General features: G+C 71.4%; 12 protein-coding genes. 8 read left to right on the forward strand and 4 right to left on the reverse strand.

What is annotated here, in order from left to right:
* Positions 1 to 2: 2 nt before the first annotated feature.
* Positions 3 to 737, reverse strand: coding sequence for a C39 family peptidase (locus IT371_04785; GenBank protein ID MCC6746951.1), 735 nt, complete (start codon positions 735 to 737; stop codon positions 3 to 5).
* A 283-nt stretch (positions 738 to 1,020) separates the two neighbouring features.
* On the opposite strand from IT371_04785, the gene IT371_04790 reads away from it, so the two are divergent.
* The 7 genes from IT371_04790 to IT371_04820 all read left to right on the forward strand — a co-directional run bounded on the left by IT371_04790 (position 1,021) and on the right by IT371_04820 (position 9,132).
* Entirely contained in the window at positions 1,021 to 2,049 is a 1,029-nt protein-coding gene (locus IT371_04790; protein MCC6746952.1) for a hypothetical protein, read from the forward strand.
* Between the two features lie 213 nt (positions 2,050 to 2,262).
* A complete protein-coding gene (locus IT371_04795) occupies positions 2,263 to 3,204 on the forward strand; it encodes a hypothetical protein (GenBank protein MCC6746953.1) in 942 nt (313 codons plus the stop codon).
* Between the two features lie 144 nt (positions 3,205 to 3,348).
* Positions 3,349 to 4,680, forward strand: coding sequence for an efflux RND transporter periplasmic adaptor subunit (locus IT371_04800; GenBank protein ID MCC6746954.1), 1,332 nt, complete (start codon positions 3,349 to 3,351; stop codon positions 4,678 to 4,680).
* A 33-nt stretch (positions 4,681 to 4,713) separates the two neighbouring features.
* On the forward strand, positions 4,714 to 5,418 hold the full coding sequence (locus IT371_04805; protein MCC6746955.1) for an ABC transporter ATP-binding protein: 705 nt from the start codon (positions 4,714 to 4,716) through the stop codon (positions 5,416 to 5,418).
* Complete coding sequence (locus tag IT371_04810; protein ID MCC6746956.1) at positions 5,415 to 6,644, forward strand: ABC transporter permease; 1,230 nt, start codon at positions 5,415 to 5,417, stop codon at positions 6,642 to 6,644. Before IT371_04805 ends, IT371_04810 begins: the two co-directional genes overlap by 4 nt.
* Positions 6,644 to 7,924, forward strand: a complete 1,281-nt coding sequence (locus IT371_04815) for a TolC family protein (protein MCC6746957.1) — start codon at positions 6,644 to 6,646, stop codon at positions 7,922 to 7,924. The genes IT371_04810 and IT371_04815 overlap by 1 nt, the downstream gene beginning before the upstream one ends.
* Positions 7,925 to 8,019: 95 nt before the next feature.
* Positions 8,020 to 9,132 carry a DNRLRE domain-containing protein gene (locus IT371_04820; protein ID MCC6746958.1) on the forward strand — a complete coding sequence of 371 codons (1,113 nt, stop codon included), beginning with the start codon at positions 8,020 to 8,022 and terminating at the stop codon, positions 9,130 to 9,132.
* A gap of 34 nt (positions 9,133 to 9,166) precedes the next feature.
* Here IT371_04820 and IT371_04825 read toward each other — a convergent pair whose 3' ends face one another.
* Both IT371_04825 and IT371_04830 read right to left on the reverse strand, forming a co-directional pair.
* Positions 9,167 to 9,820 carry a hypothetical protein gene (locus IT371_04825; protein MCC6746959.1) on the reverse strand — a complete coding sequence of 218 codons (654 nt, stop codon included), beginning with the start codon at positions 9,818 to 9,820 and terminating at the stop codon, positions 9,167 to 9,169.
* A 166-nt stretch (positions 9,821 to 9,986) separates the two neighbouring features.
* Positions 9,987 to 10,967 (reverse strand): hypothetical protein, encoded by a 981-nt coding sequence (locus IT371_04830; GenBank protein MCC6746960.1) that lies wholly within the window; start codon positions 10,965 to 10,967, stop codon positions 9,987 to 9,989.
* A 59-nt stretch (positions 10,968 to 11,026) separates the two neighbouring features.
* On the opposite strand from IT371_04830, the gene IT371_04835 reads away from it, so the two are divergent.
* Positions 11,027 to 12,184, forward strand: coding sequence for an ArsA family ATPase (locus IT371_04835; GenBank protein MCC6746961.1), 1,158 nt, complete (start codon positions 11,027 to 11,029; stop codon positions 12,182 to 12,184).
* 21 nt (positions 12,185 to 12,205) lie between these two features.
* Here the strand turns inward: IT371_04835 and IT371_04840 are convergent, their stop codons facing one another.
* Complete coding sequence (locus IT371_04840; GenBank protein MCC6746962.1) at positions 12,206 to 13,561, reverse strand: hypothetical protein; 1,356 nt, start codon at positions 13,559 to 13,561, stop codon at positions 12,206 to 12,208.
* Positions 13,562 to 13,569 lie beyond the last annotated feature (8 nt).

Below are 13,569 nucleotides of genomic sequence, written 5' to 3' on the forward strand. Positions count from 1 at the left end.
TCCTAGAGCATCCGTACGAGGTTCTTCAGGGGCGCCTCGACGGGGCGCTTGCCCTGAATCACGGTCCCGAGGGGCAGACCCGCGGGGCGGTCTCCCTTGATCAGCACGCCGGGCTGGAAGAAGTGCTTCAGCCGCTTGCCGTCCTCGTCCCACTCGTGCCAGCGCTCCTTGAACTCCTTGATCGGGATGTACGCGTAGGCGGCGGTCCCCACCGGGCGCGTGCTGTCCCCCGACGACGGGTCCATGAAGTAGACGTAGTGCCGGTCCACGCCCACGACCGCGGTCCAGTGCCCGTCGTCCCAGCGCTCGGCCCAGGGGATCTTCGGCCCGCTCCGGTCGATCCAGGCCTGGAGCTCGACCAGCACGGAGTAGCCCTCCTTGAGGGCCTTGCGGAGCGCGGGGACGGTCATCCGCTCCTTGAGCTCCGCCTTCAGGCCCAGCCGCCGCACCCCGCGCAGGAGGTCCCGCGGGGAGGTGCCGTAGCTCGACCGGGTGTTGAGGATCGGGTAGAGGCTGCGCTGCGAGCCCTGATACGCGCCCCAGTAATAGAGGACGGCACGGGCGGCGGCGGCCCCGCAATCGAAGCCGTAGGGCTGGATGACGAGGGGCACGGCCTGGGCGCTCGGCGGCAGCTTCGGGGGGGGAGCCTTCGGTTTCGGCGCCCGTTCGGCGGACGCGAGGCACACGAGGAGCGAGGGCAGGACGCAGCCTGCCAGCGCGCGACGCCAGGTCAGCATGATCACCTCAGGGAGTGCTTGGGGCTCAACGCATGGAGCTGTGCGGAGTTGAGCAAGCCGAGTGCCAACCTGGGCGTCCCCGAAAACGAGAGGAGGCCTGGCTCCTATAGCCACTTGCGGCCGCGCTCGCGGATGCCGCGCTGCGGCTGGCTCCCGAATTTTGGAGCGCGTGCTCGGAAATCGGGGTCTCGGCCCGCAAGGGCAGCGTCTCGGGTAGCGGTGGTTCGGCTCGGGTCGGGTACGGGCTATACTGCGTGAAACCCAGGGGTCGCAGGATCGCACCGTGACGCACGCCAGCGCTGTGGGGGGAAGGCCTCCGGCTTCGTTGATCGAGGAGCTGTGCCCGCTCGGAGGCTCTGCCCGCGCGGTGCAGGCCGACGGGGCGGGCGTGCGAGCCGCCTGCTGGGCCGGCGAGCGGTTCCTCTGCGCGCTTCCCGACGGCGACCGTTCGACGCTCTGGCTCTGGGCCGCGCTCGACGAGCCGCCCGTGTGCTGCGGCAGGATCGACGGGACGGTGGGGGCGCTCGTGGCGGCCCCCGACGGGCAACAGGTGGTGGCGGTGGCGCGTCTTCGCGACGGGGTAGGGGCCATCGATCTACTGGACGTGGAGTCGGGGGACCTGCGGCGCTGGGTCGAAGGGCGGGAGCGGTGGCAGCTCGCCGTCGAGGAGGCAGGGCCCGTCTGGTCTCCCGACGGGCGGGCGCTGGCTCTGGGCGCGCGCCGCCGCGAGGAGCAGGGCGGGTGGACCACGCTCGTGCGGCGGGTGCCGTCGGCCGAGCGGGACGCGGAGCTTTGTCCCGACGGGGGGGCCCTTCCTTATCAATGGCGGCCGGAGGGGCTCTGGCTGCGTCAGGCCGTGGAGACGCCGACGCCCCGTTATCGCTACTTCGGGTGGGCGCCGCGTTCCGGCGAGGTCGTGACCGTCGAGCCGGCGGGGATCCTCTCGCCCGACGGTCGTTACTGGTTGGAGCTCGAGGGCGCGCGCCTGACGGTCACCGACCACCTCGGCACTCGGACCATTCCCGCGGCGTCGACGGAGCTCGCGCGCGAGCTCGACCGACTCGGGAACCTCCCGCCCGCGTGCCCGGGGTCGCGCGAGCCGGAGTGGCTCGGAGGACACGTGCTCGTGGTGGGGGACGGCGCGGGACTGGCGCTCGACCTCGGCCGCCTGGCCGTGCAGCCCTTCCTTCCCGAGGAGGCGGGGATCCTCGCGCGCTGGCCAAGCCCCGGCGGTCGGCACGCGGTGGTGGCGCTCGGAGGGGCCGCGCCGCGCTTGTTGTGGGGGGAGCGACAGGCGCCTGGGGTCGATTGACCCGACCGGTCCGCGGCGTGGCTTCTGCGGCCACCGGCGCGCGGATCAAGGATCTCCGGCGCTTGGGCCAGGCCCTCGGTGGCACACGCCGTGCTTCGTCCAAGAGAACCATGGACCGACCCCCGGAGGCGCTGTTTGCCTAGATGGTTCACTTCGCTGTGTGCTCTCGCTGCCTGCATCGGAGCCCTCACCGCGGGACCTCGCGTCGACGCGATGCCGACCCAGCGCAAGGTGCAGGTGAAGAGCGGTGTGTCCCCGCAGGAGCGGCTGGTCGAGCGGATGGTCGGCTACGCGCGCTACTACCGGACGCAGAACAAGAACCCCACGCTGGGGCTCCAGGCCATCGGGAGGTTGCAGCAGAAGCACTGGAATCGCATGACCGTCGGTCAGCGGCAGAGGGCGCATCACGAGGCGGCCGAGTGTTTCGAGACGCTGCTCGACGGGACGATGGCCTCCACGTTGAAGGCTCTTTCCGGGGGGGGGACCGGCGCGTTGCCGGGCGAGGCGAAGGGGCAGGTGGAGCAGCTCGAGGCGCTCACGAGCTCGGCCATTCGGCTGCGCGACGCGGGGGCGCTGCCCAAGCACGACTCGGCGCATATCTCGCTGACCGACGCGCTCCACGAGGCGCAGTGGCTATCGCGGGTCCTCAGGACGAGGGCGTCCGGGGGGAGGCTGGAGATCGCGGACCGGCGGCTCTTCGAGGCGGAGCAGGCGCTCGCTGCCGGAGATCACGATGGGGCGGTGGCCGCCGTGAAACCGCTGCGCAGCCGCCTCACGGCGCCCCCCCTGACCCAGCAGCAGGGGATCGTGCTGGTCCAGCTCGAGGCCCGAGCCTACACGGGTCTGCTCGAGGCGTATAACCGGCGAGCGCACGAGCTGCTCCGCGGGCAGACCCCGATGTCTCGCGAGAGCTGGATCGTCGTGCACCAGCTCTCGATGCTCGCCTCGACCGCGGCGGGAGTGGGGCGCACCATGCTGATAGGCAACCCGGAGCTCACGCGACTGGTCGATCAAGTGGACCGCGCCCGAAGCTCTGTGGCGGGATTGGGCCACGCGCTCAACGTGGCCGGGATCTTCCGCGTCGCCCCGCAGCCCAAGGCGAAACCGCAGCCGCTCATGAAACGCCTGCTGAAGCGCCTCCTCGACGCCCTGTAGTCCACGCCCTGTAGCCGACGCCCTGTAGTCGCCTCCGTCTTTCGCCACTCCTCGTCGTCATCCGGTGACGCTCCTCGCGGGTCCTATGATTGACCCATTCGCGGGGGGCGGCCCATACTCGCCGGCGCGAGACCGAGGAGAACGATGAAAGCGCGCGCCGTCTGGATCACCCTCGTGGCGGGGCTCGCCCTGGCGGCCGGGGGGTGGTTCCTCTACGGCCGGACCAAGCGGCCGGCCGGGCCGAAGCTGGAGACGGCGCGGGTGGATCGCGGGTCGGTGGTGGCCCGGGTGGTGGCGGCCGGTGCGCTGCAGCCCCGGGTCACGGTGCAGGTGGGGAGCCAGGTCTCGGGGCGCATCCGGAACCTGAATGTCGACTTCAACGACCGCGTCAAGAAGGGGCAGGTCATCGCGCGCATCGATCCCCAGCTCTTCGAGGCCGCGGTGGAGCAGGCCCGGGCCAATCACGCGGCGGCCGAGGCCTCGCTGGCCCGCTCGCGCGTGCAGGCGGCCGAGGCGCAGCGCCAGCTCCGTCGCACGCGGGCGCTGGCGGAGCGTCGGCTCGTCGCACCGGCGGACCTGGACACGGCGCGGGCCACCGCGGAGGCGGCCGAGGCGCAGGAGAAGGCCTCGGCGGCCTCGCTGGCCCAGGCCCGAGCGGCCCACAACCAGTCCCGCGTGAACCTGGCCTACACCACGATCGTCTCTCCCATCGACGGGATCGTCATCTCGCGCAACGTGGACGTGGGCCAGACCGTGGCGGCGTCGCTCCAGGCGCCGACGCTCTTCACCATCGCCGAGGACCTGCGCAAGATGGAGGTGCACACCAACGTGGCCGAGGCCGACATCGGGCGCATCGTGTCGGGGATGCCCGTGACCTTCACCGTGGACGCGTATCCGCAGCAGCCGTTCAAGGGGGCGGTGCGGCAGGTGCGCAACGCCCCCCAGACGGTGCAGAACGTCGTGACCTACGACGTGGTGGTGGAGGTCGAGAACGCCGAGCTCAAGCTCAAGCCGGGCATGACCGCGAACGTGACCTTCGTCTACGCCGAGGCCGAGGACACCCTCCGGGTGCCGAACGCCGCGCTGCGTTTTCGCGCGCCGGCGGAGTGGCGCGCGCGGAGCGGAGACCGGGCAGGGTCCGCAGGTGACGCGCGTGGCGAGGCGCGTAAGAAGGTTGGCGGCCGGGACGCCGGGCGCGGGAAGGGGCGCGGCACCGACGACGCGGCGACCGACGCCGAGGGAGCCGTGGCGACGAAGGTGCGCGGAGATCGTCGCGTGCTCTGGGTCCTGCGCGACGGGGTGCCGACGCCGTGCGTGGTGCGCGTCGGCATCTCCGACGGCAGCCGGACCGCGATCCGCGAGGGGGAGCTGCGCGAAGGGGACGAGGTGGTGACCGACGCGGGCGGCGAACGCGGCGCGGCGGCGCCACCGGGCGGCGGCCCCGGCGGCGGCCGCGGCTTCATGCGGCGGCTGTGAGCGGCGTCCATGTCGTCGTCGGCCGAGGCTCGCCTGATTACGCTCGACGCGGTGGAGAAGACCTACCGTATGGGCGAGGTGGAGGTCCGCGCGCTGCGGGGGATCACCCTCGGCATCGGGGCGGGGGAGTTCGTGGCCATCATGGGGGCCTCGGGCTCGGGGAAGTCGACGCTGATGAACATCATCGGCTGCCTCGACCGGCCGACCGCCGGCCGCTACCTGCTCGCCGGCGGTGAGGTGAGCGCGCTGAACCGGAATCAGCTCGCCGAGACGCGGAACCGGTCGCTCGGCTTCGTCTTCCAGGGGTTCAACCTGCTGCGTCGGACCACCGCGCTCGAGAACGTGGAGCTCCCGCTGATCTACGCCGGGGTAGGGACGCGCGAGCGGCGGCGTCGAGCCCTCGAGGCGCTGGCGCGCGTGGGGCTCGGGGACCGCGCGCGCCACCAGCCGAGCCAGCTCTCGGGGGGCCAGCAGCAGCGGGTGGCCATCGCCCGGGCGATCGTGACCCGGCCGCAGATCATCCTGGCCGACGAGCCCACGGGGAACCTCGACTCGGCGACGCAGGTGGAGGTCATGGCGCTGCTCCGCGAGCTCGGCCGCAGCGGCATCACCGTGGTGCTCGTGACGCACGAGCGGGACGTGGCGAGCTACGCCTCGCGCCTGGTGGTGATCAAGGACGGGCTCCTCGCCTCCGACGAGCTGCAGGTCCCGCACGAACCGGAGGAGGCCCGGGCGTGAACCCCTTCGTGACCTTCCAGGTGGCCGTGCGGGCGCTGCTGCGCAACAAGACGCGGTCGCTCTTGACGATGCTCGGGGTGATCATCGGCGTGGCAGCCGTCATCGCGATGGTGGCTATCGGCGAAGGAGCCAAGGCCCGGGTCGAGCAGGCCTTCACCTCGCTCGGCACGAACCTGGTGGTCGTGATGCCGGGGACCACCACCGCCGGCGGCGCCCACGGGGGCTTCGGCTCGCAGCCGTCGCTCACCTGGGAGGACCTGCGGGCCATTCGCGCGGAGCTCTCGAGCGTCCGTTACGCGGCGCCGCTCCTGCGCAGCGCCGGGCAGGTGATCTCCGAGGAGCAGAACTGGGGGACCGGGATCATCGGGACCACGCCCGAGTACTTCGCCATCCGGAGCTGGAAGGCCAGCCTCGGCCGGCTCTTCGACCAGGCCGAGGTGGAGGCGGGGACCAAGGTGGTGGTCCTCGGCCAGGTGGTGGCCGAGAAGCTCTTCGGCCCCGAGGTGAATCCGGTCGGTCGCTTCGTGCGCCTGAAGAACGTCCCCTTCGAGGTCGTGGGCGTGCTCGTGCCCAAGGGACAGTCGGGCATGGGGCAGAACGCCGACGACGCGGTCTACGTGCCGGCCGCGGCCTTCGAGAGCCGCATCGAGGGGGGGATGCGGCAGTTCATCAACGGCATGATCATGCTCGGCGCGAGCACGCAAGGGGACACCGAGCGGGCGGTGCGCGACGTGACGCGGCTGCTGCGCGAGAGGCACCGCATCCCGCCGGGCGGGGACAACGACTTCTCGGTCCACAACGTGACCGAGATGGCGTCGGCCTTTCAGCAGAGCACGGAGACGCTCACCACGCTCCTCGCCAGCATCGCGATCGTCTCGCTCATCGTGGGAGGGATCGGGATCATGAACATCATGCTCGTGAGCGTCACCGAGCGGACGCGGGAGATCGGGGTGCGTATGGCCGTGGGCGCCAAGCCGCGGCACATCCGCGCGCAGTTTCTCGTCGAGGCGCTGGTCCTCTCCATGATCGGCGGAGTGATCGGCATGGCGCTCGGGATCGGCGCGGCGAGTCGCATCGGCTCGCAGTTCGGCTGGCCGGTGCTCGTCCGGCCGGACATCGTGATGGTGGCCGTGGGGTTCAGCGCGCTCGTGGGCGTGGTCTTCGGCCTCTATCCCGCGCACAAGGCGTCGCGCCTCGATCCGATCGAGGCCCTGAGGTACGAGTGATGATCGCCACCTGGCTCGTCTCCCTGCTGGTGCCCGTTCGCGTGCTCACCCTGGCCGAGGCGGTGCAGACCGCCGAACGCCACCAGCCGCAGCTGGTCCAGGTGCGCGAGAGCGCCCTCGCCACGGCGGCCCGCGTGGGACAGGCGCGCGCGGCCTTCCTGCCGCAGGTCACCGGCACGCTGCTCTATCAGCGGGCCACGGCGAACTTTGCGCCGCGACCGGGGAGCCTGCCGAGCCAGCTCTCGGTGGCGGGGCAGAGCGCGAGCTTCGAGGGCTTCAACTATTTCAGCGCGAGCCTCGCCCTCACGCAGCCGATCTACGACTTCGGGCAGACCCTCGGTCGCTATCGTGCGGCGCAGGCGAGCGCGCGCGGCGCCGAGGAGGCGGCGCGGGCGACGCGGGGGCAGGTGCTCCAGCGCGTGCGGGCGGCCTTCCTGCAGGCTCGCGCGCAGAAGGCGCTGATCGTCGTCACGCGGGAGGCGCTGGCGAACCAGGAGCGGCACCTCCGGCAGGTGGAGGGCTTCGTGGAGGTGGGTACGCGGCCGGCTATCGACCTGGCGCAGAGCCGGACGGACGTGGCGAACGCGCGACTGCAGGCCATCAACGCGGAGAACGCGTACCGACTGGCGAAGGCCCAGCTCGGCCAGGCCATGGGGGCCCCCGCGGGGGGAGACTTCGAGGTCGCGGACGAGAGCTTGCCCCCGCTCGTCGAGGAGACCTGGGAGGCTCAGGGGCTACTCGTGCGGGCGGTCGCGGCGCGGCCCGAGCTGGCGAGTCTGAGGGCGCAGCTCGAGGCGCAGCGGCAGAGCCTGCGGGCGACGCGCGGCGCGTACGGGCCGTCGCTGGCGCTCTCGGCGGGCTTCACCGAGGCGGGGAGCCAGCTCGACGCCATGGCCTGGAACTTCAGCCTGGGGGTGTCGCTCTCGTGGGCCATCTTTCAGGGGGGGATCACGCGGGCGCAGGTGCGAGAGGCCGAGCACTCCCTCTCGAGTCTCGGGGCGCAGGAGGAGAGCCTGCGCCAGCAGGTGCTCTTCGAGCTCGTGCAGGCGCAGCTCGGCGTGCGTGGGGCGCAGGCGGCGCTCGGCGCGGCCGGCCAGGCGGTGGTGAACGCGCGCGAGCGTCTGCGGCTGGCCGAGGCGCGCTACCAGACGGGGGCCGGGAGCGGGATCGAGCTCGGCGACGCCCAGACCAAGGTCACGGACGCGGGGGGGCAGCGGGTGCTCGCGGAATACAACCTGGGGCTCGCTCGGGCGCAGCTCCTCTACGCGCTCGGGCGGTGAGGCGCGTTCGCGGCCGGGAGCGTTCGCGGCGCAGCGCAGGGAGGGGCACGGCGGACCATCGGGCGTGGTATCGTGGGGATCACGAAGCCGGGGTCATGCGTCGGACCTGCACGCGAGAGCGAGCAACCTCCTTCTATGCCGCCGCCTGCGCGGCGCTGTCGCTGTGCGCCTGCAGCCAGCGGGCGACCAGCGTGCTGCTCGAGGTCCGCGGGCCGACGGTCCCGCCCCCCGAGCGGCTGCTCCTCAAGATCTACGAGGAGCGCGGGCTTGCGGTCACCCAGTACCTATCGCCAACCACCGGCTCCACCATTCGCTTGCCCGAGACCGTGGTGCTCTATCCCCCCGGCGAGCGGGGGAGCCTCCGCATCGTGGTCACCGCCGAGGTGCAGCAGGCCCCGGTCGGGCAGGGCGCCGTGCGGGTCGCCGTGCAGGCCGGGCGCCAGGAATCGGCCAGCGTCACGCTGCAGGCCGGGCTCCTGCCGGATGGCGATCGCGACGGCTTGCCCGACGCCGTCGATCAATGTCCCGGATCTTCGAGCAGCCAGGAAGCGCCGTGCGGTTCCTCGGGCGCCGACGGCGGTGGCGTGGTGGAAGCGGGAGCCGCGCGAGATGGAGCTCCGCGTGATGCGGCGCCGCGCCCGGACCTCTCGGGAGACAGCGTCGTGCCGCGCCCCGACGTGCGATTGCCCGACGCGCGCCCCCCCGATACGCGCCCGGCGGATCGCGGCGTCGACGCACCCAAGCCGATCATCTTGAACTTCACGGCCGTGGCCGACGCGGTGGTGGACGAGGCCACCCCGACGACCAATTACGGCAGCGCGGTCTTCCTGGACGTGGACGGCAGCGCCCCTCGCACGAAGAGCTTCCTGCGCTTCAGTCTTTCCGGCCTGCCCAAGGTGCAGGCCGCGCGGCTCTTTCTCTACGCCACGCAGGCCGTCGCCGACGGACCCGCGGTCCACCCCACCTCCGGCGCGTGGACCGAGAGCGGCGTGACCTGGGCCAACGCCCCGGGTGCCACCGGCCCGGCGAGCGACGACAAGGGGGCCGTCACCGCGAGCACCTGGGTCGAGTTCGACGTCACGCCCCTCGTGACCGGCAACGGCACGGTGAACCTCGTGCTCCAGACCACCACGAAGACGGGCGTCGAGTTCTCGTCCCGGGAATCCAGCCGGCCCCCGAGGTTGATGGTGGTGGGGACGCCGCCGTAGGCGCTCTGGCGCGGCAGCCGGTCCTCGGCGGGCCCTACGTGCCCGGCACCGCGCTTGTCGGAATCAACCCTCGCAGCTTCCAGCCCGTCTTGAGCAGCCAGGTCCGCGGTTCGAGCACCGGCGGCTTCCCATCGGGGGGAAGCGGCGTGAGGTCCTTCCATCCATCGAAGTAGCGCGCCGAGCTGCACGCGTCGAGGTCGCGCTTCGGCACCCACTTGCCCCGTGCGACGCTGTGTTTTCGCGAATTCTGAAGCACGTACGCCAGCGCGGCCTTCACCTCGCTCGGCGTCTTCAGGATGTGCTGGTGGTAGCGGTCCCGAAATACGCGCCCCTTGCGGCTCACCGTGCGGTTCAGCGCGTGCGCGAGCCGGATCGCCAGCGCGCGCAGCCCTCGCATCAGCACGCCGCGGTCCTTGGCCTCCGTCACGAGGTGCAGGTGGTTCTTCTGAATCGAGTAGTGCGCGAGGTTCATCCCGAACCGCCCCGCCGACTTCACGAAGGCCTTCTCGATCGCGCGGAGCTGCTTCTTGCTCCGCAGGTTGGGCAGCCCCTCCACCACCTTCATCGTCACGTGCACCGGAAACCGGCTGGCGAGAAGCGGTCGCGCCCGGTGCGGCAGTCCGCTCCCCGGCCGCTTCTTGCGCCCCGCACCTTCGCGCTTCCCGCCCCAACGCGTCGCCTCCCGCATAGCTAACGGAAGCTGCTTCGCAAAACCCGCCGGCAGACGCGTGTCCGAACACCGGTCATCGCCCGAGGAGGATTTGTGTTTGCGTGCCAACATGAATGAGGCCCATACTAGCAGAATGCGGGTTTGACGTCAAGGCCGTGTCCTCGCACGAACAACCCCCCCCGCGCTACTGCAACAGCCCGTAGATGCGGTTCAGCTTGCGGTTGGCCTCGGCGAAGTGGCCGTCGCCGTAGCTTCCGGTGGCCTGCTGGAAGAGCGCGTCTACCTTCGGACGCTGGCCCCGGGGCGGTGGGCGCTGCCGGATGGCCGCCGCGAGCCGACCGATCTTCGCCCCGATGAAGGAGCGATCGATCTGGACCGCGCGGACGGCGGCGAGGAGCTGGTCGGCGGCGTACTTGCCCCGTCCGAAGTCCCCCTTGGCCACCGCGTGCCGCACCTCGCCCATCAGACGGTCCGCCCCGGCGGGAAGGTCCACCGCCAGGATCCCCTTGGCGCGCATTCCCTTCATCGCGCCGTTGTAGATCGCCTCCACCTCCTTGCGCGTGTACTTCTCGCCCGTGGCGGGCCGCGGCGAGGGGACCGATTGCACGACGGTGGTCACGCGTCCCGGGCAGACCTTGGCCTGCCGCACGGCGAAGGCCTGCTCCCGCTCGGCGATGAGCTTCTCGCGCCGGGCGATGTCGGTCTCGCGGCGCGCGGTCTCCTTCTCGCGCAAGGCGATGCTGTGCTCCCGCCGCGCGAGGAGCCAGTGCTTGCTCTGGTCCTGGCCCACCTTGTCGGCGAGGTTCGTCTTCTCGTCGAGCAGCGTCTGCAGGCGGCGGTTCAGCGCCACCTCCTGGTCGGCCAGCCGCGCCTCGAGGTTCACCAGCTTCGACTCCTCCTGCTCGAGGGCGGCCTTGCCGGGGGCGTCGGTGTCCTCGAGGGAGAGCTTCTTGGTGATCAGCTCCGAGCGCCGGTCGCGAATGGTGGCGCGTTCGCGCTGGAGCGTGCCGCGCCTGGCCAGGAGGTCCTCCTCGCGCTGGGCGAGCTTCCGGTCCTCGGCGACGACGACCTTCAGGCTCTCGTCGTCGCGCAGCTCTCGGTCCTTCTTGCACCCGGGGCCGAGGGCTCCGAGGGCCAGCACCACGAGCGGCGTCCAGCGCGGCATTGCCCGCGAGTATATCATGGTGGGCTCGACCGACGCCCTGTGCTACGGTCCCCGGCCGCATGAGCGACGCAGCCGTGCAGGCCGCTCCCCAGGGCCTGCAATCCCTCGTGAAGACCAAGCGCGTGCTGGTTACGGTGGGGGCGGGGGGCGTTGGGAAGACCACCACCGCCGCCACGCTCGGGCTCCTGGCAGCCCGCCTCGGGCGCCGGACGCTCGTGATGACCATCGACCCGGCGCGCCGCCTCGCGACCTCTCTCGGTCTCGGAGCGCTCGACCACCAGGAGCGCGTGGTCCCCGACGAGAAGATGGTCGCCGCGGGGCTGCCCACCGGCCTTCTGTCGGCGATGATGCTGGACCAGAAGCACACCTTCGACGACCTGATCCTGCGCTACGCCGCCGACCCCGCCGCCGCGCGACGCGTGCTCGACAACCGCATCTACCGGGAGCTCTCGACCCGCCTCGCCGGGGGCCAGGAGTACGCCGCGATGGAGAAGCTCTACGAGCTCTCCGAGACGGGGCGCTACGACCTCCTGGTGCTGGACACGCCCCCCACGGCCAACGCGCTCGACTTCCTCGACGCTCCGCGCAAGATGATCGACCTCGTGGAGAGTCCGGCGGTCAGCCTGCTCGTCAGCTCCTACCGGCGGGCGGGACGCATGAGCTTCAAGCTGCTGAGCCTCGGAGCGAGCTACGTCTTCAAGCGCATCGCGCGCTTCATCGGAGGGGATTTCCTCGACGACATCGCCGGCTTCTTCAGCGACGTCCACGAGCTTCTCGAGGGCTTCCGCGACCGGGCGGCCAAGGTGATCCAGCTGATGGAGCGCCCCGACGTGGGGTTCATCCTCGTGGCGAGCCCCGACCCGCGGGCCATCGACGAAGCCGAGGCCCTCTACGGACGGTTGAAGAACAGCGGCATGTCGCCCGAGGCCTTCGTGATCAATCGCGTGCACCCCCTCGCGCCGATCCGCGCGACGGTGGAGGAGGTGGCGGCGCGTTGCGCGGCGCGGGGGCTGCCGCCCGAGGTCGCGGCGCGGCTCGCCTCCGAGCTCGTCGAGTGCCATCGACGGCTACAGGTGCTGGCCGCGGCCGACGACGAAGAGATCCGGCGCTTGCTGCGCGGCACCGGGGCGCGTGCGCCGTGCATCCGCGTCCCCTTCTTCAACGAGGACGTGCACGACGTGGCCGGGCTGATGCGCCTCAGCGAGCACTTGATCTAGCGCGCTCAGGGCGCGGCGCGCCTACCGCGGCGCCTTGAGCTTCTTTCCACCGAGGCGCCATTCCTTCCAGACCTGCGTCTGCAGGAGCTCGCGCGTCTCGGCCGGCGCGCCCAGGATCGTGAGCACGTAGCGGTCGAAGAGCTGCACCGAGTGCTCCTGCCCCTCGGCGTCTACGAAGAGCCAGACGCCGGCGGTGCCGCTCTCCTTGACGGTCTTGTGGCGCTTGGCCAGGACGCGCCGCTGCGCGTTGACGAACTCGAGCGCGTCGGCGTCGCTCTCCCAGCTCGCGAAGTGCACCACGAGCGGAGGCGACAGCGCGGCTCCGTTGTCCGGCTTCTGGCGCGGTACGAAGGCCACCAGGCGGTCCGTTTCCCAGCCGGCCGCGGCCCGCGTGGCGATGCTCTCCTCGACCGCCTGCTCGAGGTAGACCCGGAGCTGGAACTCCCCGAGCGTGTCCTGCTTCACCTCGCGGTAGTCGCGCAGGGCCGGCAGCGGGCGCACCGTCAGGCGCACCGGTCGGTCCGGCGTGTAGTACTTGTCGAAGTGCATCATCTGTTCGGTGGAGGTGGGCGGCCGTCGGAAGAGCTGGTTCACGGCGCTCCAGGGCTGCAGGCTGCGCAGCTTCTGCAGGAAGCGGAGTCCATAGACGTACGGGAAGGTCAGCGTCTCCCGCAGGTAACGCGGCGCCTTCTTGAAGGCCCCGGTCCCCATGGTCTGGGTGGCCTTCGCGATCTGGTCGATCATGCCGCCGATGCTCCCGAGGTCGCGCCCCGACGGGGCCAGCATGTGCTCGATCATCACGCCCATGCAGTCCCCCTCGACGAGCGCGCTGCGGGCGAGCTGCTGGTCGCTCTGCTGCTTGAGGGGCTTCACGAAGGGGCGCAGGTCGAAGTGCTGGTCCTGCAGGGCGTGACAGATCTCGTGCACCAGGGCCGGCGTCTGCATCGCGGCGGGGAGCCAGTCCGCGATGTGGAGCTGGCGGTCTCGCGGGTCGTAGAAGCCCGCGACCTGGTCGGTGAGGAGGTCGAGCACGGCCTGCTTGTAGCTCACGTCCTTGGGGAGGAGGCCGAGGCGCTTGAGGACCGCCTCGTCGACGGCGATCTCGTCGTCTTTGTACTCCTCGGCGATCCGCTGGCGCAGGCGCGCGAGCACCTGCGCGCGAGAGACGACCCCCATCGTGATGCGGCGCTTCACCTTCAAGCCGCGGATCTGCGAGGCGACCTCGGCCAGCTTGAGGGCCTCCGCCTCGAGAGCTGCGGTGGGCTGCGAGGCGGCCGGCTGGGACGCGGGAGTCTTGCGTCGCCGCTTGGCGGCGAGCTCGTCGGGGAGCAGCGCGAGCAGTGCGAACAGGACGAGGAGAGCGACGGGGCGGCGCATGGCGGCAG

This window comes from Deltaproteobacteria bacterium (assembly GCA_020848905.1).
Taxonomy (GTDB): Bacteria; Myxococcota_A; Polyangia.

What these genes read in the sequence shown, in the direction of transcription:
- IT371_04785 (MCC6746951.1), bottom strand. Translation starts at nt 737, where the DNA reads ATGCTGACCTGGCGTCGCGCGCTGGCAGGCTGCGTCCTGCCCTCGCTC.
- IT371_04795 (MCC6746953.1), top strand. Translation starts at nt 2,263, where the DNA reads ATGCCGACCCAGCGCAAGGTGCAGGTGAAGAGCGGTGTGTCCCCGCAG.
- IT371_04800 (MCC6746954.1), top strand. Translation starts at nt 3,349, where the DNA reads ATGAAAGCGCGCGCCGTCTGGATCACCCTCGTGGCGGGGCTCGCCCTG.
- IT371_04815 (MCC6746957.1), top strand. Translation starts at nt 6,644, where the DNA reads ATGATCGCCACCTGGCTCGTCTCCCTGCTGGTGCCCGTTCGCGTGCTC.
- IT371_04820 (MCC6746958.1), top strand. Translation starts at nt 8,020, where the DNA reads ATGCGTCGGACCTGCACGCGAGAGCGAGCAACCTCCTTCTATGCCGCC.
- IT371_04825 (MCC6746959.1), bottom strand. Translation starts at nt 9,820, where the DNA reads ATGCGGGAGGCGACGCGTTGGGGCGGGAAGCGCGAAGGTGCGGGGCGC.
- IT371_04830 (MCC6746960.1), bottom strand. Translation starts at nt 10,967, where the DNA reads ATGCCGCGCTGGACGCCGCTCGTGGTGCTGGCCCTCGGAGCCCTCGGC.
- IT371_04835 (MCC6746961.1), top strand. Translation starts at nt 11,027, where the DNA reads ATGAGCGACGCAGCCGTGCAGGCCGCTCCCCAGGGCCTGCAATCCCTC.
- IT371_04840 (MCC6746962.1), bottom strand. Translation starts at nt 13,561, where the DNA reads ATGCGCCGCCCCGTCGCTCTCCTCGTCCTGTTCGCACTGCTCGCGCTG.